The organism is Stagnihabitans tardus (genome assembly GCF_009925085.1).
Lineage (GTDB): Bacteria > Pseudomonadota > Alphaproteobacteria > Rhodobacterales > Rhodobacteraceae > Stagnihabitans > Stagnihabitans tardus.
The window spans coordinates 304,298-325,529 of sequence record NZ_JAABNR010000001.1; the positions used below are offsets into that span (position 1 = coordinate 304,298).

General features: G+C 65.3%; 22 protein-coding genes. 11 read left to right on the forward strand and 11 right to left on the reverse strand.

All coding sequences use genetic code 11. The features are described 5' to 3' along the window. Positions 1 to 15 precede the first annotated feature (15 nt). Together GV832_RS01400 and GV832_RS01405 are read left to right on the forward strand one after the other, a co-directional pair. A complete protein-coding gene (locus tag GV832_RS01400; protein ID WP_168773014.1) occupies positions 16 to 1,038 on the forward strand; it encodes an aldo/keto reductase in 1,023 nt (340 codons plus the stop codon). Further along, positions 1,035 to 1,862 (forward strand): amidohydrolase family protein, encoded by an 828-nt coding sequence (locus GV832_RS01405; RefSeq protein WP_168773015.1) that lies wholly within the window; start codon positions 1,035 to 1,037, stop codon positions 1,860 to 1,862. The genes GV832_RS01400 and GV832_RS01405 overlap by 4 nt, the downstream gene beginning before the upstream one ends. 344 nt (positions 1,863 to 2,206) lie before the next feature. Here the strand turns inward: GV832_RS01405 and GV832_RS01410 are convergent, their stop codons facing one another. Then, positions 2,207 to 3,172, reverse strand: a complete 966-nt coding sequence (locus GV832_RS01410; RefSeq protein ID WP_168773016.1) for a sugar phosphate isomerase/epimerase family protein — start codon at positions 3,170 to 3,172, stop codon at positions 2,207 to 2,209. Beyond that, the gene (locus GV832_RS01415) at positions 3,172 to 3,912 is read right to left on the reverse strand and encodes a GntR family transcriptional regulator (RefSeq protein WP_168773017.1); all 741 of its coding nucleotides are present in this window, start codon (positions 3,910 to 3,912) and stop codon (positions 3,172 to 3,174) included. Before GV832_RS01415 ends, GV832_RS01410 begins: the two co-directional genes overlap by 1 nt. Before the next feature lie 74 nt (positions 3,913 to 3,986). Between GV832_RS01415 and GV832_RS01420 the strand changes: the two genes are divergently transcribed. Beyond that, positions 3,987 to 5,489, forward strand: coding sequence for a UxaA family hydrolase (locus GV832_RS01420; protein WP_168773018.1), 1,503 nt, complete (start codon positions 3,987 to 3,989; stop codon positions 5,487 to 5,489). A 69-nt stretch (positions 5,490 to 5,558) separates the two neighbouring features. Beyond that, positions 5,559 to 6,209, forward strand: coding sequence for a pyridoxamine 5'-phosphate oxidase family protein (locus tag GV832_RS01425; protein WP_168773019.1), 651 nt, complete (start codon positions 5,559 to 5,561; stop codon positions 6,207 to 6,209). Positions 6,210 to 6,337: 128 nt separating this feature from the next. On the opposite strand, the gene glnT is transcribed toward GV832_RS01425, so the two are convergent. Genes glnT through GV832_RS01445 form a run of 4 tightly spaced genes read right to left on the reverse strand, consistent with a single transcriptional unit; the run spans position 6,338 to position 10,614 of the window. Further along, positions 6,338 to 7,645 carry a type III glutamate--ammonia ligase gene (gene glnT / locus GV832_RS01430; RefSeq protein ID WP_168773020.1) on the reverse strand — a complete coding sequence of 436 codons (1,308 nt, stop codon included), beginning with the start codon at positions 7,643 to 7,645 and terminating at the stop codon, positions 6,338 to 6,340. A gap of 55 nt (positions 7,646 to 7,700) precedes the next feature. Further along, positions 7,701 to 9,026: an FMN-binding glutamate synthase family protein gene (locus GV832_RS01435; RefSeq protein ID WP_168773021.1), complete on the reverse strand. Its 1,326-nt coding sequence runs from the start codon at positions 9,024 to 9,026 to the stop codon at positions 7,701 to 7,703. Further along, complete coding sequence (locus tag GV832_RS01440; protein WP_168773022.1) at positions 9,026 to 9,715, reverse strand: GltB/FmdC/FwdC-like GXGXG domain-containing protein; 690 nt, start codon at positions 9,713 to 9,715, stop codon at positions 9,026 to 9,028. The genes GV832_RS01435 and GV832_RS01440 overlap by 1 nt, the downstream gene beginning before the upstream one ends. 2 nt (positions 9,716 to 9,717) lie before the next feature. Then, positions 9,718 to 10,614: a class II glutamine amidotransferase gene (locus tag GV832_RS01445; protein WP_168773023.1), complete on the reverse strand. Its 897-nt coding sequence runs from the start codon at positions 10,612 to 10,614 to the stop codon at positions 9,718 to 9,720. Positions 10,615 to 10,849: 235 nt separating this feature from the next. Between GV832_RS01445 and GV832_RS01450 the strand changes: the two genes are divergently transcribed. The 6 genes from GV832_RS01450 to GV832_RS01475 are packed head-to-tail and all read left to right on the forward strand — an operon-like array spanning position 10,850 to position 14,053. Next, positions 10,850 to 11,137, forward strand: coding sequence for a hypothetical protein (locus GV832_RS01450; RefSeq protein ID WP_227754168.1), 288 nt, complete (start codon positions 10,850 to 10,852; stop codon positions 11,135 to 11,137). Further along, the gene (locus GV832_RS01455) at positions 11,134 to 11,508 is read left to right on the forward strand and encodes a hypothetical protein (RefSeq protein WP_168773024.1); all 375 of its coding nucleotides are present in this window, start codon (positions 11,134 to 11,136) and stop codon (positions 11,506 to 11,508) included. Before GV832_RS01450 ends, GV832_RS01455 begins: the two co-directional genes overlap by 4 nt. Position 11,509: 1 nt before the next feature. Then, positions 11,510 to 11,677, forward strand: a complete 168-nt coding sequence (locus GV832_RS01460) for a hypothetical protein (RefSeq protein ID WP_168773025.1) — start codon at positions 11,510 to 11,512, stop codon at positions 11,675 to 11,677. Beyond that, positions 11,670 to 13,109: an APC family permease gene (locus GV832_RS01465; RefSeq protein WP_227754169.1), complete on the forward strand. Its 1,440-nt coding sequence runs from the start codon at positions 11,670 to 11,672 to the stop codon at positions 13,107 to 13,109. Before GV832_RS01460 ends, GV832_RS01465 begins: the two co-directional genes overlap by 8 nt. 36 nt (positions 13,110 to 13,145) lie before the next feature. Next, entirely contained in the window at positions 13,146 to 13,793 is a 648-nt protein-coding gene (locus tag GV832_RS01470) for a hypothetical protein (RefSeq protein ID WP_168773026.1), read from the forward strand. Then, complete coding sequence (locus GV832_RS01475) at positions 13,790 to 14,053, forward strand: hypothetical protein (protein WP_168773027.1); 264 nt, start codon at positions 13,790 to 13,792, stop codon at positions 14,051 to 14,053. The genes GV832_RS01470 and GV832_RS01475 overlap by 4 nt, the downstream gene beginning before the upstream one ends. A 106-nt stretch (positions 14,054 to 14,159) precedes the next feature. Here the strand turns inward: GV832_RS01475 and GV832_RS01480 are convergent, their stop codons facing one another. From GV832_RS01480 to GV832_RS01500, 5 genes are read right to left on the reverse strand one after another with little or no spacing between them, the layout of a single operon-like run. Continuing rightward, on the reverse strand, positions 14,160 to 14,810 hold the full coding sequence (locus tag GV832_RS01480) for a helix-turn-helix domain-containing protein (protein ID WP_168773028.1): 651 nt from the start codon (positions 14,808 to 14,810) through the stop codon (positions 14,160 to 14,162). Between the two features lie 48 nt (positions 14,811 to 14,858). Further along, positions 14,859 to 15,404: a sarcosine oxidase subunit gamma gene (locus GV832_RS01485; RefSeq protein WP_168773029.1), complete on the reverse strand. Its 546-nt coding sequence runs from the start codon at positions 15,402 to 15,404 to the stop codon at positions 14,859 to 14,861. 4 nt (positions 15,405 to 15,408) lie between these two features. Beyond that, positions 15,409 to 18,336, reverse strand: coding sequence for a sarcosine oxidase subunit alpha family protein (locus tag GV832_RS01490; RefSeq protein ID WP_168773030.1), 2,928 nt, complete (start codon positions 18,334 to 18,336; stop codon positions 15,409 to 15,411). After that, positions 18,333 to 18,611, reverse strand: coding sequence for a sarcosine oxidase subunit delta (locus tag GV832_RS01495; protein ID WP_168773031.1), 279 nt, complete (start codon positions 18,609 to 18,611; stop codon positions 18,333 to 18,335). Before GV832_RS01495 ends, GV832_RS01490 begins: the two co-directional genes overlap by 4 nt. A gap of 47 nt (positions 18,612 to 18,658) precedes the next feature. After that, positions 18,659 to 19,909, reverse strand: a complete 1,251-nt coding sequence (locus tag GV832_RS01500) for a sarcosine oxidase subunit beta family protein (protein WP_168773032.1) — start codon at positions 19,907 to 19,909, stop codon at positions 18,659 to 18,661. A gap of 127 nt (positions 19,910 to 20,036) precedes the next feature. Here GV832_RS01500 and GV832_RS01505 point away from each other — a divergent pair, with 127 nt between their 5' ends. After that, positions 20,037 to 21,170 (forward strand): MFS transporter, encoded by a 1,134-nt coding sequence (locus GV832_RS01505; RefSeq protein WP_168773033.1) that lies wholly within the window; start codon positions 20,037 to 20,039, stop codon positions 21,168 to 21,170. Positions 21,171 to 21,232 lie beyond the last annotated feature (62 nt).

The window sequence follows — 21,232 nt, forward strand, 5'->3', positions numbered from 1 at the left end:
CAGTGGAGGCACGCAATGAAGACAAGAACATGGGACCGGGGCGGGCGCGGGACGCTGAGCTTCACCGAATTGGGCTTTGGCACGGCGCCGATCGCAGGGCTTTACCGCGAGGTGCTGGAGGAGGAATCCGACGCCACCTTCGCCGCCGCCTGGGAGGTGGGGATCCGCTATTACGACACGGCGCCCTTGTATGGCCTGGGGCTCTCGGAAACCCGGCTGAACCGGGCCTTACGGGGTAAGGAGGGCTTCGTCGTCTCCTCCAAGGTCGGGCGGATCTTGAAGCCCGCTAGCCCCGAAACCCGCGACGGCATCGGCAAATGGTTCGGCGTGCCCAATCGGCGCGAGGTCTATGACTACTCCTATGACGGCACGCTGCGGAGCCTGGAGTTCACGCTGGAGCGCACCGGGCTTGACCGGATCGACGTGGTCTATGCCCATGACCTGGATATCTTCAACCATGGCACGGTGGCGGCGCTTCAGGCCCGGCTCGATGAGTTCATGGCGGGCGGCTACCGGGCGCTTTTGGAGCTTCGCGACCAGGGCGTGATCCGGGCCTTTGGCGCGGGCGTCAACGAATGGCAACCCGCCCAGTGGCTGACCGAGCGCGGCGACTTCGACATCTTTCTCCTGGCGGGCCGCTATACGCTCTTGGAGCAAGAGGCGCTCACCTCCTTCCTGCCGCTTTGCACGCAACGCGGCATCGGGGTCGTGGTGGGAGGGCCCTATAACTCCGGCGTGCTGGCGACCGGCGCGCGGCCCGGGGCCTTTTACAATTACGACCCGGCGCCGGATTGGGTGCTGGCCAAGGTGGCGCGGATCGAGGCGATCTGCACCGAACATGGGGTGAGGCTGGTCGATGCGGCCTTCCAGTTCCCGCTTTGCCATCCCGCCGTGGTCTCGGTCATCCCCGGGGGTGTCGGGCCCGACCAGGTCCAGGCCAATGCAAGGGCGGCGGGGGCCGTGATCCCCGGGGCGCTCTGGGCCGCGTTGAAATCCGAGGGCCTGTTGCGCGAGGATGCGCCAGTGGAGGTGCCATGATCATCGACAGCCATCAACATTTCTGGAACCCCGCGCGCGGGGACCATGACTGGATGCCGAAAGGAGACCCGGTGCTGGACCGGGTCTATGGCCCGGCCGACCTGGTGGGGACGCTGGTGCAGAACCAGGTCGACGGCACGGTCCTCGTGCAGGCGGCGGCAACGGTGAACGAGACCGAATACATGCTGGGCCTCGCCGATGCTTCGGATTTCGTGAAGGGTGTCGTGGGCTGGGTGGATTTCGAGAACCCCTCCGACCGGCGCACGCTCGAACGCCTGCGCCATCACCCCAAGTTCAAGGGCGTGCGGCCGATGATCCAGGACATTCCGGACGTCGACTGGATGCTGAGGGAGGACGTGCAATGGGGCTTTGCCGCTTTGGCGGACCTGGGGCTGACCTTCGACGCGCTCGGCTTCCCGCGCCACATGGCGAATTTCCTGACCGTGCTGAAGCGCTATCCGGGCATGCGCACGGTGCTGGACCATTGCCTTAAGCCCGAGATCCGCAACCCCGAGCAGTTCTCTTTCTGGGCCGAGGGGATGAGCCGTCTGGCGGGAGAAACCTCGGCCTGCATCAAGTTCTCGGCCCTGGTGACCGAAGACAGGCCCGAATGGTCGGTCGAGCGTCTGCATCCTTATGTCGATCATATTGTCAAGGAATTCGGGCCGCAGCGGATCATGTGGGGCAGCGATTGGCCCGTGGTGCGGCTGCGCTGCGAATACGACCGCTGGTTCCATGCGGCGCGCCACCTGACCGCAAGCCTTTCGCTGCCCGATCAATGGCGCATCTATGGCGGTACGGCGGTGGAGTTCTATGACCTCTAGTCGGTCGCGGGTGGAGAGGCGGGGGCGCTGCCCCCGTGCCCCCGGGATATTTGTGCAAGTATGAAATCAGGAAGCACAGCGCCAAGCTGAGCGCGGCTTGTCCTTCATACTTGCCCAAATACTCACAAAAGGCGCATCGCCCAGGCTCGCGGTTTACCTTTCAATTTGGCCCAAATACTCACTGCCCTTTTCGACCACAGCCCCTCCCCCAGACGCGCCCAGCCTTTCAACTGGCCCAGATATCCACGGGGATTTTCAAGGGGAGCGTGCTCCCCTTGAAGCGGGGGGTGCGGGGGGCGGCAGCCCCCCGATTGCGGGGGTGCGGGGGCGGCAGCCCCCGCTTCCTACCGGTAAAGCTCGGCGGCGACTGCGCGGAGGGCTCCGGCTGCGTCCTGGGTCTCGCGGGCGGCCTTGAGCGCGGGGTTCGCGGCCAAGCGCTTGGCGCAGGCGCGCAGGCGGTCGGTCATTTCGACATTGGCCGCCGCCTCGGCCTGGGGGTTCAGGCCTGCGTGATCGGGGAAAGTGTCGAAATAGATCACGCCGTCAAAGCCTTGGGCGTCGAGCTCCATGAAAAGCTCCACCGTCTGCATCGGGTGGACGGCGCCGACCATGAGGCCGTCGTCGCGCTTGCCATAGCCGTCGTTCAGGTGGACGCCGAGGATGCGCGCGTAACGGGCGGCGAGTTGGGCGCTCTGGGCGGGGATTTCTCCGGCAAAGAGGACATGGCAGAAATCCAGGGTAATTCCAGTGTTTGCACGACCAAGTTCACGCAAGGCGAGAAGATTGGTTGCAAGGTCGGGCATGAGGGAAAAGGCGCGGGGCTCGTTGGGTTTGTATTCCAGCGAGATATCCAGGGCGGGGTTGTGGTCGCAGACCTGGGCGAGGCACTCCAGCGTCGTCTCCCACATGGTGGTGTAATCGCCCTGGAAGGCATAATCGACGCCGTCCTGGCCCATCCAGAGCGTCATCACCTGCCCGCCCATCTCGGCCAGGGCGTCCAATCCGCGCTTGGTTATATCGACCGCCGCTTGCCGGACCTGCGGCGAGGGGTTGGTGAAAGCCCCAAGCCGAAACCCCGGGTCGGTGTAATAGCGCATGGCCAGCCCGTTCAGCGCCAAGCCATGGCCCTCCATCACCTTGGCCATTTCGGCGGGCGAATGATGCGCGAAATGGTCGGGGTAGTTCAGGTCGGCGGCGCCGATCCCCGGGACCTCGGCGATGCGGGCCAGAAGGTCGGCGGCGGTCGGATTCTTCAGCCCCAGTTTGAAGGCATTCAAACGGGCGGCATATTTCGGCTTGTTCGGGATCATCAATCGGGCTCGAAAAGGTCGGGATGGGTGAGCGCAAGCGGCTCGAGGAAGCCCACGAGCTTGCCCAGGTGGCTCCGCGTCGCTTCGCGGGCGGCGGCGGGGTCGCGGGCCTCGATGGCGGCGATGATGGCGCGGTGTTCGTCAAGGGTGGCCTGGACGCGGCCCTTGGCCGGCAAAAGCAGTTGGCGCGCGCGGTTGACATGGACCCAGGCCGAGTCCGCCAAGGAGGCCACGCGGCGGAAGCCGGTCAGCGACAGGATCAGCTCATGCATGGCGGCGTCGGTCTGGTAGAAGCCCGCGATGTCCAGATCCTCGACCAGGGCCTCTTGCAGACGCAGGTTGCGGCGCAAGAGCACCAGCTGCTCATCCGTCACGGTCGAGGCGACACGTTCGACGGCGGCCAACTCCAGGGCCTCGCGCAGGAAGGCGCCCTCGCGGACCTCGTCCAGCGAAAACCGCGCCACATAGGTCCCGGCCTGGGGCACGATGCGCACCAGGTGCTCGACCGCCAGGCGCGCCACGGCCTCTGACACCGGCGAACGCGACACGCCAAGGGTCTCGCAGATCTCGGGCTTGCGGACGATATCGCCCGGGCGCAGCGACATGGAGAGGATCGCCTCGCGCAAGGAGGCATGGACGCGCTGCGCCAGGGTGCCCTGGAACTGGTCCAGGGGGCGCAGCGGCCTGCGCGGCGGCAGTTGCACCTCGGCAGCAGGTGGGGGGTCTTGATGTTCTGTCATATCCGGCTGTAGCATACTAACATGTTAGCGGGGTCGCGCCCGCAGTCAACTGCCCCGATAGCAAAGGTAAGCCCATGGCTCAATTCATCCGCCTGCATCCCGCCGATAATGTGGTCATTGCGCTGTCGGATCTTGGCGCGGGGGCAGTGGTCGAGGGCGTCACCCTGCCCCGCCCGGTGCCGCGCGGCCACAAGATCGCGGTGCGGGAGATCGGGGCCGGAGAGAATGTGATCCGCTATGGCCAGATCATCGGGGCGGCCTTGGGGGCGATCGGGCCGGGGGATCATGTGCATGTCCATAACCTTGGCATGGGGGCGCATACGCAGGACTATGCCTTTGCCTCCGAACGTCACCCCCAGCCCGCAGGCGGAGAGCGCCAGTTCATGGGCTATCATCGCTTCGACGGCAAGGTGGGGACGCGGAATTACCTGGGGATTCTGACCTCGGTCAACTGCTCGGGCTCGGTGGCGAAGTTCATTGCCGAAGCGGTCGAAAAGGCCGGTTGGCTGGAGGATTTCCCGAATATCGACGGGGTGGTGCCCATCGTCCATGGCACGGGCTGCGGCATGAGCGGCAAGGATGAGGGCTATGAGACCCTGCACCGCACCCTGCAGGGCTGGGCACGGAACCCGAATTTCGGCGGGGTGATCATGGCGGGCCTGGGGTGTGAGGTCATGCAGGTGGCAAGCCTGGTGGGCCCCGACAAGCTGCGCGGCGACGGGAATTTCCGCCATATGACGATCCAGGACATGGGGGGCACGCGCAAGTCGGTGGAGCGTGGGGTCGCCATGCTGAAAGAGCTGGCGGTGGATGTGAACAAGATCTCCCGCAAGCCTGCGGGGCTGGAGCACCTGGTCGTGGGGATGCAATGTGGCGGGTCGGATGGCTATTCCGGCATCACCGCCAACCCTGCCTTGGGTCATGCGTCGGATTTGCTGGTGGCCCATGGCGGGACGACGATCCTGTCCGAGACCTCGGAGATTTACGGCGCCGAGCACCTGCTGACCCGCCGTGCGGTCTCGGAAGAGGTCGGCCAGAAGATCATCGAACGCATCCGCTGGTGGGAGGATTACACCGCCAAGCTGGGCGGCGAGATGGACAACAACCCCTCCCCCGGCAACAAGCGCGGCGGGCTGACGACGATCCTGGAGAAGTCGCTCGGCGCCGTCGCCAAAGGCGGCACCGCCCCCCTGACCCAGGTCTACAAATTCGCCGAACCCGTGACCGAGCGCGGTTTCGTCTTCATGGACAGCCCGGGCTATGACCCCTGCTCGGTCACGGGCCAGGTGGCTTCGGGCTCGAACCTGATCGTCTTTACCACGGGTCGCGGCTCGGTCTCGGGCTATAAGCCCGTGCCCTGCATCAAGGTCGCGACCAACACGGAAATGTACACCCGCATGTCCGAGGACATGGACATCAACGCGGGCGACATCATCACCGGCGTCTCGCTGGAGGAGAAGGGCCGCGAGATCTTCGAGAGCTTCATCGCCACCGCGTCGGGCGCCAAGACCAAGAGCGAAGAACTGGGTTTTGGCGGGGCGGAATTCGTGCCCTGGGCCATGGGCGCGGTGATGTAAGGGCTGGACCGAATCTCCTCCCCCGCCTATTTTTCAGTCGCTGAAATTAATCAGCCGGAGGAGGAGCCGATGACATCACATAATCTGCAAGACGCCTATCTGGTGCAGGACGAGGCCGCCCTGCGCGCGCTTATCCCCGCGACCCATGCCATCGCGCTGCAAAAGTCGCTGGCGCGGCTGGACCCCCATGCCTTGGCCTTCATCGCCCGCGCGCCCTTTGTCTGCATCGGCACCCAGTCGCCCGAGGGCCGCGCCGATGTCAGCCCGCGCGGCGATGCGCCCGGCTTCGTGCAGGTGCTGGACGAGCGGACCCTGCTGATCCCCGACCGGCCCGGAAACAACCGGCTGGATACTTTGTCCAATATCATCGCCAACCCCTCCGTCGGGCTGATTTTCATGGTCCCGGGCTTTGACGACACTTTGCGGGTGAATGGCCGCGCCCATGTCACCCGCGACCCTGCCCTTCTCGCGCGGCTGGCCGTCCAGGGCCGCCAACCCACCGTCGCCATCGTGGTCACCATCGAAGAGGCCTTCCTGCACTGCGCCAAGGCCTTCCGCCGCTCCCGCCTCTGGGACCCCGAGGCGCGGCAGGACCGGCGCGAAATGCCCTCGCTGGTCAAGATGATCCTCGACCAGACCACCGGCGCGCCCGAAGATGCGGCCGAACAAAAGCGGCTGGATGACCAACTCGAGGTCGATTACCGCAACTCGATGTACTAGGCCCCTTTCAGCTTGACCCAAATATCCCGCGGGAGGTCCGGAGGGGGCGAGCCCCTCCGGGCGTGCCACAAGAAAAAGCCCCGGCCGTGACAGCCGGGGCAGAAGAGGAGCCGGGGGAGAATGGCCCCTTAGATATCCAGCGTGTTCTCATGCTCCCAGGCCGAGAAATGGCTGGCGTAGCTGTTCCATTCCTGGGTCTTCAGCTTGATATAGGCGCTCGAGAAGTCCTCGCCCATCATCGCCTTCAGGGTCTTGTCCTTGTCGTATTCGCGCAGCGCATCCAGGAGGTTCAAGGGCAGCTTCGGCGCGCCCTTGACCGTATGGCCCTGGGAATACATGTCGATGTCATAGCGCCGGCCCGGATCGGCATTGGTCCGCACGCCATCCAGCCCCGCCGCGATGATGACGGCCTGAAGCAGATAGGGGTTGGCCGCGCCATCGGGCAGGCGCAGTTCAAAGCGGCCAGGGCCGGGGACGCGCACCATGTGGGTGCGGTTGTTGCCGGTCCAGGTCACGGTATTGGGCGCCCAGGTCGCGCCCGAGGAAGTCCGGGGCGCGTTGATCCGCTTGTAGCTGTTCACCGTCGGGTTGCAGATCGCGGCCAGGGCGCTGGCGTGCTTCATGATCCCGCCCAGGAAGCTGCGGCCCTGATCGGAGAGCGAGAGCTCCTTCGACGGGTCCGAGAAGGCGTTCTTCTTGCCATCCAGGCTCCAGACCGAGATATGGGCATGGCAGCCCGAGCCCGTCAGGCCCTTGAAGGGCTTGGGCATGAAGGTCGCCTTGAAGCCGTGCTTTTCCGCCACCGACTTCATCATGAACTTGAAGAAGCTGTGCTTGTCGGCGGTTTGCAGCGCGTCGTCGTATTTCCAGTTCATCTCGAACTGGCCGATCGCGTCCTCGTGGTCGTTCTGGTAAGCCTCCCAGCCGAGCTCCAGCATATAGTCGCAGACCTCGGCGATGACGTCATAGCGGCGCATCACGGCTTGCTGGTCGTAGCAGGGCTTTTCGGCATTATCCAAGGGGTCGCTGACGGCGGTCCCATTGGCGTTGAGGATGAAGAACTCGGGCTCGACGCCGGTCTTGACGCGCAGACCCTCCTTGGCGGCCTCGCCGATCAGGCGCTCCAGCACATTGCGCGGGGCCTGGGCGAGAAGCTTGTTCTCCATCGTGGCGCGGGCGGCGACCCAGGCGACCTCTTTCTTCCAGGGAAGCTGGATGGCCGAGTCCGGATCGGGAACGGCCATCATGTCGGGATGGGCGGGGGTCAGGTCCAGCCAGGTGGCAAAGCCTGCAAAGCCCGCGCCCTCCTCGGCCATGTCGTTGATCGCTTGCGTCGGGACCAGCTTGGCACGTTGCCCACCGAACAGGTCGGTATAGCTGATCATGAAATACTTGACGCCTTTTTCCTTGGCCCATTTGGCAAGGTCTCTGGCCATGGTCTTACTCCTGTTGGATTTTTTGAATGCCGGGGCTTGGATGCCCCGGTCTGTTTCAGAAGCCGTTGCGGCCCGGGATCCAGTTGGTCCCCGCCAAGGGCACACCCGCCATGGCGGCGCCCTCGATGGTCAGGGCGCAGAGGTCTTCCGGTTCCAGGTTGTGCAGGTGGTTCTTGCCGCAGGCGCGGGCGATGGTCTGGGCCTCCAGCGTCATCACTTTCAGGTAGTTCTTCAACCGACGACCGCCGAGCACGGGGTCAAAGCGGCTGAAGAGCGCCGGGTCCTGGGTGGTGATGCCGGCGGGGTCTTTCCCCTCGTGCCAGTCGTCATAGGCGCCGGCCGTGGTGCCGAGCTTGCGGTATTCCTCCTCGAGCGCCGGGTCGTTGTCGCCCAGGGCGATCAGCGCCGCCGTGCCGATGGCCACCGCATCCGCCCCAAGCGCCATGGCCTTGGCGACATCGGCGCCCGAGCGGATCCCGCCCGAGACGATGAGCTGCACCTTCCGGTGCATGCCGAGGTCCTGCAGCGCCTTCACGGCTTGCGGGATACAGGCCAGGATCGGCATGCCGACGTTTTCGATGAAGACGTCCTGCGTGGCGGCGGTCCCGCCCTGCATCCCGTCCAGAACGACCACATCCGCGCCCGCCTTCACGGCCAGCGCCGTGTCGTAATAGGGCCGCGCGCCGCCGACTTTCACATAGATCGGCTTCTCCCAATCGGTGATTTCCCGCAGCTCCAGTATCTTGATTTCCAGGTCATCGGGGCCGGTCCAGTCCGGGTGACGGCAGGCCGAGCGCTGGTCGATGCCCTTGGGCAGGTTGCGCATATTGGCCACGCGGTCACTGATCTTCTGCCCCAGCAGCATCCCGCCGCCACCCGGCTTGGCGCCCTGCCCCACGACGACCTCGATGGCGTCACAGCGCCGCAGGTCGTCGGGGTTCATGCCGTAACGGCTGGGGAGATACTGATAAACCAGGGTCTTGGAGTGCCCGCGCTCTTCCTCGGTCATGCCGCCGTCGCCCGTGGTGGTCGAGGTGCCCGCAGCCGTAGCCCCGCGCCCCAGGGCCTCTTTGGCAGGCCCCGAAAGCGCGCCAAAGGACATGCCCGCGATGGTCACCGGGATATCCAGGTGGATCGGCTTCTTGGCAAAGCGCGTGCCCAGCCAGACATCGGTCGCGCATTTCTCGCGGTAGCCTTCCAGCGGGTAGCGGGAAATGGAGGCCCCAAGGAACAGAAGGTCATCGAAATGCGGCAAGCGCCGCTTCGAGCCGCCGCCGCGGATGTCATAGATGCCCGTCGCAGCAGCGCGCCGGATTTCCGCATTCACGTCGTTCGAGAAGGTCCAGGACTGCTTCGGCGGAGTATGGGGGAAATCGCTCATCAATAGGCCTCGGCATTGTCGATATTGAAGTTGTAAAGCTTGCGGGCCGAGCCATAGCGCTTGAACTCTTCGGGCTTGGCCTTGTGATCCGCCTCACCGCGCTTCAAGAGGTCAGCCAAGAGGGCCAGATGCTCGGGCCGCATCTCTTTCTCGATGCAGTCCGCGCCGAGGCTCTTCACCGAGCCCCGGACGAAAAGCCGCGCCTCGTAGAGGCTATCGCCCAAGGCGTCGCCCGCATCGCCCAGGACCACCATGTTGCCCGACTGCGCCATGAAGCAGGACATATGGCCGATGGAGCCATGGACCACGATGTCGATGCCCTTCATCGAAATCCCGCAACGGGAGGAGGCATTGCCCTTGATGACCAGAAGGCCCCCGCGCCCCGTGGCGCCGGCATATTGGCTGGCGTCGCCGTCGATGATCACCGTGCCGCTCATCATGTTCTCGGCCACGCCCGGGCCGGCCGAGCCCTTGATCCGGATCGTCGCCTGCTTGTTCATCCCCGCGCAGTAATATCCGGTCGAGCCCCTGACGGTGATATCCACCGGCGCATCGACGCCCGCCGCAATCGCATGGGCGCCCTTGGGATTGATGACCTCCCATTCGGTCATGTTCGTGGTCCCCTTCAGCGCGTGAAGGGAGGAGTTCAGCTCACGCAGGCCCTTGGCCGCAAGGTCGAAGGTCTGCATCTTCAGCGTTCCCAGAAATAGACGGTGGCAGGCTCGGGCTCCCAGACCCGGGCGGTTTCGATCCCCGGCAGGTTGACGAGGGCGCGGTATTCCGACCCGAAAGCCACGTATTGATCGGTTTCGGCCATGACGGCGGGCTTGCAGGCGATGGGGTCGCGCACCACGCCAAAGCCGTTCCTGGTGCCGACGACGAAGGTGAAGAAGCCGTCAAGGTCGGTCAGCGTGGCCTCCAGGGCGTTGCCCAGGGTCTCGCCGGTCTTCAGCTTGTGGCTGATGAAGGCGGCGCCAACCTCGGTGTCGTTCTCGGTTTCAAACGTCATGCCCTGGCGGCGCAATTCCCGCCGCACGCCGTTGTGGTTGGACAAGGACCCGTTGTGAACCAGGCACTGATCCGAGCCGGTCGAAAACGGATGCGCACCCATGGTCGTGACCGCCGATTCGGTGGCCATGCGGGTATGCCCGATGCCATGGGTCCCGCCCATCTTGGCCACCTGGAACCGCGCCGCCACGTCCTTGGGCAGGCCCACTTCCTTGAAGATCTCGATGGTTTCCCCCGAGGACATGATCTTGATCCCCGCCCGCAGATGGGTCAGCGCCGTCCGCGCGGCCTCCATCTGGTCCAGGGGAACCTCCATCACCGCATGGGTGTCCTTGATCAGCATGGTCACCGGCTGACCCAGGGCCGCCGCAAGATCGCCATCCAGATCCTTGAAATCCTTGCCAGGATCAGAGGACTGCACCGTGATCTTCGCCAGCCCCTTGCCCGCGTCCGAATAGATCGCGATGCCCGCGGAATCGGGCCCCCGATCCGTCATGGTGATCAGCATATCCGTCAACATGGCGCCCAACTGGGGCTCCAAGGCTTTGTCCTTGAGGAACAGCCCGACAATTCCACACATGGCTGAGTCTCCTTTCCTTTCCGACACCCTAACAGCGGGATTCCCACATTTCAACTGTCAGGAAAGTTTTTTGCCCATAGCTAATGCACACCCCCTCTCCCGCCCTTTTTTCAGGCAGGATGAGTAAATTCTTGACAGAATGTCGCAGGGGGCGCTTTCCTACGGGAAAACAAAATTGCCGGACAGAGAAGGGGTCGCGGCCACCCCCCGGCGAAACGGCCTTCAGGGAGGGAACATGTCGGATCTCGATCAAAGGATCGGGGCCATGCACAAGCGCGACGTGACGGTCGCGTGGGCTTTCGTGCTGGGGCTCTGGTTTTCCATCATCTTCGTGGCCTTGGCCACCTGGGACCTTGCCCCCGAGGGCGCGGCCCGGACCATCCTTCTGTGCGCAGGAGCGGTCATCCTGGTCTTCAACACGGCAGCCATCATGGCCATGCTGCGGCATTACCGCGAGGACCGCGACTTCATCTATGGGCTGGACATCAAGTTCCTGGACCAGGCGCGCGGGGTGCGCAAATGAAATATGCCCCCCCCAAGCAATCCAAGCTCAGCCAGCTCTTCGATGTCGTCATCCTGATGACGATGACCTTCGGCGCGCTTTACGTCCCCCTCTACATGGGGCTGGCCGGAGGCGCCAAGGTCGAGGCCGACCCGGCCAAGCTGGTCTCCTTCGAGGCCATGGGCCTGAACGCCACCCAGACGGCCCAATACCAGGCGCTTGGCTTCACCGCGCCCTCGGATATCCCGGCCGTCTTCGCCCGCTTCGACTATGCGATCAACTGGGGCGCCCTGGCGGTGATGATCGTGGTGATCATCGCCTATTACGCGCTGGTGCTGCGGTTCTCCGAGAAGGAATACCGCGACGTCATCTCTGAAAAATTCGGGGACTGAGATGAGCTTCTGGAATCTCATGGAATATGCCGCCTGGGGGCTTTCTGCGGTCTTCGGGCTTTACATCGTCATCGACTGGCTGAAGACCGATGCGACCTATGACGAAGAGGTCCTGACCTCGTCGCGCGAAGGCGAATTGGAAGCCATGGTGGAGGAGCGTCATGGCTGAGTTCGACATCACCTCGAAGACCCGCGACGGGATGGGGCCGCATGGCACCCAGGTCGGGCTGCTGCGCGTCCTGGGGCCGGCCCATGTCTGGGCGCTTGGCGTGGGCATCGTGCTGGTCGGCGAATACATGGGCTGGAACTTTGCCGTGGGCAAGGGCGGCGCCTATGCCGCGCTGATCGCCTGCTGGCTGGCGGGGATCCTTTACACCTGCGTCGCCATGATCGACTCGGAGGTCACCTCGACCGTCGCCGCCGCCGGGGGCCAATATACCCAGGCCAAGCATATCGTCGGGCCCCTCATGGCCTTCAACGTCGGCCTCTACCTGGTCTTCGCCTATACGATGCTGGAAGCCGCCAATGCGATCACGGCGGGCTACCTGATCAGCCAGGTTGCCGCGCTGACGGGCTATGAGGGAGAGCTGAACCAGAAGCCCTTCATCGTCCTCTCGATCCTTTTCCTGGCCTGGCTGAACTATCGCGGCGTGCTGGCGACCTTGACCTTCAACCTGGTCATCACCGCGATTGCCTTCACCGCCATCATCATCCTGTTCCTCTCGACCTCGGGCGTCCTCGGCGGCTCGATGATGCAGCACAAGGCGCTGTTCGAGGGCGCCGCCGCCCTGCCCTATGGCTGGATCGGGGTCCTGGCGGCCATGCACTTCGGCCTGTGGTATTACCTCGGGATCGAGGGCACGACCCAGGCAGCCGAAGAGGTCCGCTCTCCGGCCCGCGCCCTGCCCTTCGGCACGCTGGCGGGGATCATGACGCTGCTGATCGCGGCGACGCTGACCTGGTATATCTGCACGGGCCTGATCCCCTGGGAGTTCCTGGGCGACGGGACCAATGGCTCGGTGGCGCCGCTCTTCGACGCGGCGCGGCTGACGGGCTCGCAGCCCTTGGTCGTGCTTCTGGGTGTCGGCACCTTGTTCGCGACGCTGGCCTCGGCCAATGGCTGCATCAACGACGCCTCGCGCGCCTGGTTCTCGCTGGGACGCGACAAGTACCTGCCCGGCTGGTTCGGCGCGGTCCATCCGAAGTACCGCACGCCCTATCGGTCGATCGTCTTCCTCGTGCCCATCGCGCTCGCCTTCGCTTTGGGAGCGCCCTTGGACCAGGTCATCACCTTCTCGATCCTCTCGGGGCTCCTGGGCTATACGTTCATGCCGATCAACATGATCCTCTTCCGGCGGAAATGGCCGATGGACTCGATCAAGCGCGGCTATGAACACCCGTTCCACCCGCTGCCCTCGATCGTGCTCTTGACCCTCTGCGCGGTGACCTTCTTTGCGGTCTTCCTGGGCTATGGCACCCAGCTTGTCGCGATGATCGTCTTCTACATCGTGGCTTCGCTCTGGTTCCACTTCTGGCGCTATCGCTTCGTGGCGCGTGCGGCCCAGTTCACCATGCCCTGGCCCCGGCCCAAGGGTTATTGAGAAAGCGCCCCCCGGGTTCGCCCGGGGGGCCATGCCATGACCCAGGTCTTCCCCCTGATCGCAGGCGCCGCCCTCCTCGCCCTTCTCCTGAAGGGCGCCTTGGATTATCTGCGCGCCGCCCGGGCCCTGAAATCCCGCCGCGCGGAATATTTCGCCGGGCTGCAGCCCCGCTTGACGCGGCTCACGCCTTCGGGCTTCGCGCGCGCCAGCCTGACCCACGGCGGCCAGAGCTTCGACCTGCAAGCGATCCCCGACGCGCTCTCCTTCCGCAAACTCCCCTGCCTCTGGCTGATGGTGACCCTGACCGAGCCCCAGCCCCTGGCCGCCGAGACGCGGATCATGGCCCGCCCCTCGGGCCTTGAACCCTTTTCGACCCATGCGAACCTGCCTTTCGAAGTCCCCCTGCCCGAGGGCTTTCCCGACTGCACCCTGCGCACCAGTGACCCCGCGCAACTCCCCCGCGACCTGATCCCGAGCCTCGCCCCCCTGTTCCAGGACCCCAAGGTCAAGGAGCTGACCCTCTCCCCCAAGGGCCTGCGCCTGGTGATCCTGGCCGAAGAGGCGCCCCGCAACGCCTATCTCATCTTCCGCGAGGCCGAATTGCCGCAAGCCAGCCTGAACCCTAAGGCCGTCCAGGCCGTGATGGACCGCCTGATCACCCTCTCCGAAAGCCTGAACCCATGAGCCCCCAGCTGATCCTGCTCTCCGCCATTCTCCTGCCCGGCTCGGGCCAGGTCTGGAACGGTCAACCCTTCCGAGGCCTGATCTTCGTCTTCTTCATCCTCTTGTTCGGCGCCCTCACCCTGGTGACCGCCGCCCCCGAGACCTCGCTGGTGGGCAAGCTTTCAGGCGGTCTCTTCATCTGGGCGCTCTCGATCCCCGAGGCCTACCGCACCGCAAGACTGCGCCAGGCCCTCAGGCTGCAAACCGCGCCCCGCCCCTGAGCAAAGCAAAAGGGCGCCGCCAACCGCGCGCCCCCATTTCCCTTTCACCTTGGCACAAATATCCCACGGAGGGGTCCGGGGAGGTGTGAAACCTCCCCGGCGCCTGTCACCCGTTCTGCGGATAGGCGATGATCGACAAATAACGCGCGGGCAGCTTGTTCAGGATCTCGGGCCCATGCGGGGCATCGGCGTCGAAGAACAGGCTGTCCCCGGGCCTCAGGTGGAAAAGCTGGTCGCCATGGCGATAGGTCACTTCGCCCTCCAGCACATACAAGAGCTCCAGCCCCTCGTGCTGGAAGGTCGGAAAGACATCGGCCTCGGTGGAAAGCGAGATGATATAGGGCTCGACCACCACGCCAGAGTCATTCGACCCGATATGGCCCAAGAGGTTATACTGATGCCCCGCCCGCGTGCCGCGCCGCTCGACCTCCAGATGCGCGCCCGCCTTCACATGCTGCACCTCGCGGCGCTCTTCATAGCCCTTGAAGAAGGCCGTGATCGGCACGGAAAAGGCATGGGCCAGGACCTGCAGGGTCGTCAAGGACGGAGACGTATTGCCGTTCTCGATCTTGGAGAGCATCCCGATCGAAAGCCCCGTGGCAGAGGCCAGGTCGGCCACCGTCAGCCCCTGCTGGCGGCGGAACTGGCGCACCTCGCGGCCAATGGCGGATTCCAGGTTGCGCTCGGTCAGCTCGCGGACCCGGTGCGGGTCCTGGGAAAAGGCCGGCTTGATCTTGGGCAGGGGCAGGTCGTCCATGGGCAATCCCTACAGAAACATCCTTGTTTACTACAGGGAAACTCGGCCTCAGGCAACTGTCCCCGCAGCCAGGTGGATGGCATGGTGCAAGGACCCCGCCATCGACCGCGCCCCGTAAAGAGTCACGCCGTTTCGCTTGATCAGGTAGCAGCCCATGTGCTCGATCACCGTGCGGGTGGCAAAGCCCTCGGGCGCCGCCCCCAGATCGACGTTGCACAGCTTCTGGAACACCCGCTCCAGCCCCGCGCCCGTCAGGTCGAAGCGGACCCAGGCGTCGGTCTGCTCGGTCACGCTAGCGCCATCGCCCAGGATCGCCAAGAGCTTCGGCCGGATGTCTTCATGGCTGGCAAAGGGCGCCTCGACCATGAACATGTCGGGGGTCAGCCAGAAGCTTGCGAAGACCTCTCCTTCTGCCGCCCTGGCCACACCCGGCACCGGCACGCCCGCCTTGGCGGCGGCCGCAGAGACCTCGGCCTCGCGGCCCCGGCGTGGCGCGACCGAGGCCAGGGCCACATCGACGCGCTCGACCAGCTCCCAGGGCCCGATCGTCTCGCGCAGCGGTTCGGCCTTGCCCAGGGCGGTGAGGGGTTTCAACAGCTTATCCACGCAGACGCTCCCCTTGCGGATCAATGAAATGCGGGCTGACGATTTCGGCCATGATCTCGGTCCCGGCCAGAAGGTTCACGACCCTGATCTTCTCGCCCATCCGCCTGGCCCCATCCCGCAGGTAGCCCAGGGCGATGTAATGGCCCAGATGCGGCGAGTAGACCAGCGAGGTCAGCCAGCCGTCGTCATTCTCCACCGTGGGCGCGGCGCCGATCTTAAGGAAATGGCTGCCCGCCTTCATCGCATCGGCGGGGTTGACCGGCTTGACGCCGACCAGCCGGAGCCCATCCTCCGCCACCAGCGCCTCACGCCCCGAGAGCGTCACGCCAATGGCCTCCTTCTTGCGGCTGACCATCTTCCCCAGCCCCATGTTCAAGGCGGTCGAGGTCCCGTTCAGCTCGTTGCCCGCCACATGGCCCTTTTCGACCCGCATGACGCCAAGCGCCTCGGTGCCATAGACCACGGCGCCGAACTCTTCGCCCGCCGCCACCAGCGCCCGGATCAAGCCATCGCCATAGCGCGCGGGCACGGCAATCTCATAGGCCAGCTCTCCGCTGAAGCTGATCCGGAAGAGCCGCGCGCGCAGGCCGCCGATGGTGATCTCCGCGCAGCCCATATAGGGCAGGCCTGCGTCCGAGATGTCCTGATCCACCAGCTTTTGCAACAGCTTGCGGGCATTGGGACCGGCCACCGAATATTGCGCCCAGGCCTCGGTGGTCGAGATGATCTGCACATCCAGATCCGGCCACAGAACCTGGCGGGCATATTCCAGGTTGCGGAAGACCAGGACCGCGTTGGCCGTGGTCGTGGTCATGACATATTCGTTCGGACCCAGCCGCGCCGTGGTGCCATCGTCATAGACCATGCCATCTTCGCGCAGCATCAGCCCATAGCGGCACTTGCCGATGGCCAAAGAGGCGAAATTGTTGGCATAGACCCGGTCCAGGAAGGCCGCCGCATCGGTGCCCTGCACGTCGATCTTGCCAAGCGTCGTCACGTCGCAGATGCCGACCGAGGCGCGGGTGGCCAGAACCTCGCGGTCGACCGATTGCCGCCACTCGGTCTCGCCCGCCTTGGGCAACCACTGGGTGCGCAGCCACATGCCGACCTCGACAAAGACCGCGCCCTGCGACTTGGCCCAGTGATGCGAGGGCGTCAGGCGGAAGGGCTTGAAGTCGCGGCCCTTCGACCGGCCGCCCAGGGCGCCCAGAGACACCGGCGTGAAGGGCGGCCGATAGGTCGTCTGGCCCGTGGCTTCAATGCTTTGCCCCGTGAGCTCTGCCATGATCGCGGCGCCCAGGAGATTGCCGGTCTTGCCCTGGTCGGTCGCCATGCCCAGCGTCGTATAGCGCTTGAGATGCTCGACATCCGAGAAAGCCTCCTGGTGGGCCAGCTTCACATCCTTGACGGTCACGTCGTTCTGCTGATCTACCCAGGCGCGCGAGGCCCCTTTGACGGCCCAAAGGGGCGCGATGCGGTAAGGTGCATCCTCGGCCTTGGGCAGGGCATAGGGCGCCTGGCGGCCCAGGGCCTCGGCAGCGGCCCGCGCGGCCTCGGCCCCCGTCCGCAGCGCGCCATGGGTCGAGAAGACCCCGGCCGCCGCCCCGACCGCCACCAGCCCCTTGGGGCCGCGCGCCGGAACGAAGGCCGCGATCTCGTCACTCCAGTCCGGCCGCGCGCGGTGCTGCTGCATCAGCCCGAGGTTCGGGTTCCACCCGCCCGAGACGCCAAGCGCATCGACCGCCAAGGTCTCGCGCCGGCCCCTGTGCTCGACCGTGATCCCGGTCAGGCCCAGGCGCCCCGAAGTGTCCACCACAGAGGCCCCGCGCAAATGGCGGATGCCCGGCAAGAGCGCGCCGCCCTCGCGGCTGTCGATGACGGCGACCACGTCGACGCCCTTGGCCTGAAGATCGACGGCGGTGCGCAAGCCATCGTCGTTGTTGGCGAAAACCGCGACCCTCTGCCCCGGCACCACGGCCCAGCGGTTGGCATAGGCCCGAAGCGCCCCGGCCAGCATGACCCCCGGCCGGTCGTTGTTGTCAAAGGCGATGGGCCGCTCGATGGCGCCCGTCGCCATGATGGCCTGGGGCGCATAGATCCGCCACAGGGTCTGGCGCACCTGGCCCTGGACTGGCGCGGGAAGGTGGTCGCTGACCCGCTCGACCGCGCCGTAGATGCCATGGTCGAAGACACCGAAGACCGTGGTCCGCGGCATCAAGCGCACAGTCGGCAGGGCCGCCAGTTCCGCTGCAGCACTGCGGGCCCAGTCGGCAGAGCCCTGCTCACCGACAGCAAGGCTTTCCGCGTTCAACCGCCCGCCCAGAAGGAAATCCTCATCCGCCAGGATCACCCGCAGCCCCGCACGCCCCGCCGTCAGCGCCGCCATCAGCCCGGCAGGACCCGCGCCCACCACCAGGAGGTCGGCGTGAAGGAAGCCCTTGTCATAAGCGTCCGGATCCGCCTCGCGGGTCAGCGCGCCAAGCCCCGCCGCGCGGCGGATGATCGGCTCATAGAGCTTTTCCCAGAACTTCGCGGGCCACATGAAGGTCTTGTAGTAAAACCCTGCCGCGAAAAAGGAATTCAGCCGGTCGTTGATCCCCAGCGCGTCGAAGGAGAGGCTCGGCCAGCGGTTCTGCGAGCGCGCCGTCAGCCCCTCGAAGACCTCCTGCACCGTGGCGCGCGTGTTGGGCTCCTGCCGCCCGCCCGTCCGCACCTCGACCAGCGCATTCGGCTCCTCGGAGCCCGAGGTCAACACCCCGCGCGGCCGGTGATACTTAAAGCTCCGCCCCATCAGCCGCACATCGGCCGCCAAGAGCGCCGAGGCCAGGGTATCGCCGGGATGCCCCTGAAAGCTTTGCCCGTCAAAGGTGAAGGTCAGCGTCCTGGAGCGGTCGATCAGACCGCCTGCGATCCGGGTCATTTCGAACGTCCTTTCGCCCGGGCCACGTCGCGGGCCAGTTCCACCTTCAGGATCTCATGCGTCACCGTGTTGCGCGTGACCACAAGCCAGGAGCGGTCGCCCTGCTCGTGATACCAAAGCTCGCGATGCTCTCCGGCCGGGTTGTCGCGCAGGTAAAGATAATCGTGCATCGTCGGAATATCGGCGCCGTCCGGGCGGTCAATCAGCGCCGCGTCGCCGAGATAGACGAATTCCTGCGCATCGCGCGGGCCAAGCAGGGGATGGGGGATCAGCATGGGTCAGTCCTTGCCAAGATGAAGATGAAGCGACAAGTCTTTCATCCTCAATGCAAATTCGGTTGGGCACCCTGGCCCTTTTCGTCGATCATGGCGCCCTTCAGGAACCGGTCGAAGCGATAGGCCGTGGCCGTCGGATGCGGCGTATCGGTGGCCAGGAGATGGGCAAAGCACCAGCCCGAGGCCGGCGTCGCCTTGAAGCCGCCATAGCACCAGCCGCCGTTGAAATAGAGCCCCTCGATCGGCGTCTTGTCGATGATAGGCGAGCCGTCCATCGACATGTCCATGATCCCGCCCCAGGCGCGCAAAAGCCGCGCGCGCCCAATCGCGGGCATCAAGGCCATGCCGCCCTCGGCCACATCCTCGATCACCGGCAGGTTCCCCCGCTGCGCGTAAGAGTTATAGCCGTCGATATCGCCGCCAAAGACCAGCCCGCCCTTGTCCGACTGGCTGACATAGAAATGCCCCGCGCCAAAGGTGATGACCCCGTCGATCAGAGGTTTCAAGCCTTCGGAAACAAAGGCTTGCAACACGTGGGACTCGATGGGCAACCGCATCCCCGCATGGGCCATGACCCGGCCCGAGGACCCCGCCACCGCGACGCCCACCTTCTTGGCCCCGATATACCCGCGCGAGGTCTCGACCCCCAGGATCCGGCCATTTTCGATCCGCATCCCCGTCACTTCGCAGTTCTGGATCAGGTCGACCCCTGCGAGGTCGGCGCCCCGCGCATAGCCCCAGGCCACCGCATCATGGCGCACCGTCCCGCCGCGCTTCTGCAAGAGGCCACCCTTGATCGGAAAGCGCGCATCGTCGAAGTTCAGCCAGGGGTACATCGCCCGCACGCCCTCGCGGTCCAACAGCACCGCGTCCGCCCCGTTCAGGATCATCGCATTGCCGCGCCGCGTCGCCGCATCCCGCGCCGCATCGGTATGGATCAGGTTGACGATGCCGCGCTGGGACACCATGGCGTTGTAGTTGAAATCCTGCTCCAGCCCCTCCCAGAGCTTCAGCGAGAATTCGTAAAACGGCTCGTTGCCCGGCAAGAGATAGTTCGACCGGATGATCGTCGTGTTCCGCCCGACATTGCCCGAGCCGAGGTAGCTTTTCTCCAGCACCGCGATCCGGGCCTGCCGGAACTGCTTGGCCAGGTAATAGGCCGTGGCCAGCCCATGCCCGCCGCCGCCGACGATGATATAGTCATACTCGGACTTGGGCGCGGGGTCGCGCCAGACCGGGCCCCAACCCTTGTGGCCGGTCAGGGCCTCCTTGATGATTCGCCAGCCGGAATAGCGCATCAGGTTTATTCCCCGTAAAACTTGTTCACTGGCAGAATACCAAGCCAGAAGCCGCCCGCAAGAGGCCAAAGGGATGTAAACCGTTTTCCACTTGCGGCCAGCGGTCAGGCGCATCAGAAAAGCGCCCATGTTGAACCTCGCGCCCCAGACCCGTGTTTACGCCGGCTTTGTCACCTATTCCTTCGCCATGGGGAACATCTTCCCCCGGCTTGCCGATGTGCAGGCGGGCATGGGCGTCACGACGGCCGAGCTTGGGATGGGGTTGATCGGGGCGCCCATCGGCACGCTCTTGTCCCTGTCCTTCTCGGCCAAGCTGATGGAGCGCATCGGCTATGGCCGCGCCCTGCCCCTGGCCATCCCGATCCTGGCCTGCCTTTACGCAATGGCCGTGCGGGCGCCCGATCCCCTGACGCTCTTCCTGCTCTTGATCCCGACCGGCGTGGCCATCGGCTGCATCGAGCTGATGCTGAACGCCGAGGCCGACCGGACCGAGGCGCGGATCGGGCGGCGGATCATGAACCGCTCCCATGCCTTCTGGTCGATCGGCTTCTTCGCGGCGGGGCTCTTCGGCGCGCGGATCGCGGCCACGGGGATTTCGCCGCAGGATCATTTGCTGATCGTCATCCCCATCGTGACCCTGGGCGCCCTGGTGGCGCTGTGGGGCTATGACCCCTCGCCAAGCACCGACACGCATGAGGCCCCGCTTTTCGCCCTGCCCACCCCGGGCGTGCTGCTCATCATCCTGGTCACCGTGCCCGCCATGCTGCTGGAGGGCGCCAGCATGGATTGGTCGGCCATCTACATGCGCGATGCGTTCCAGGCATCGGAGTTCTGGCAAGGCATCGCGGTCAGTTCATTCGCCGTGCTGCAGGGCGCGATGCGCTTCTTCGCCGATGGCGTGGTCGAACGCTATTCGCCCGCGGGCCTGGCCCGGGTGCTGCTGGCCTCGCTGCTGGTCGGCTGCCTGATCGTGGTCTTTTCGCCCTTCGCGAGCCTCTCGCTCTTGGGATTTGCGCTGATGGGCCTGGGAACCTCCGCGATCTTTCCGCTGGCGGTTTCGGCAGCGGCGCGGCGCGGCGACCGCCCGGCCTCGGTCAATATCGCGGCCGTGGCGCAGTTCGCCTTCATCATGTTCCTGATCGGGCCGCCGATGCTGGGCCATGTTGCCCATGGCTTCGGCATCCGCGCGGCCTTTGCCGTGGGCCTGCCCTTCGTCGTGATCTCTTTGCTGACGGCGGGGGCGCTGGGGCGGAACAGGTAGACCCGGGGTATACCCCGGGCTACGCGGTGGAAAGAGAGCGCCCCCCGGTGAAGGGGGGCGCC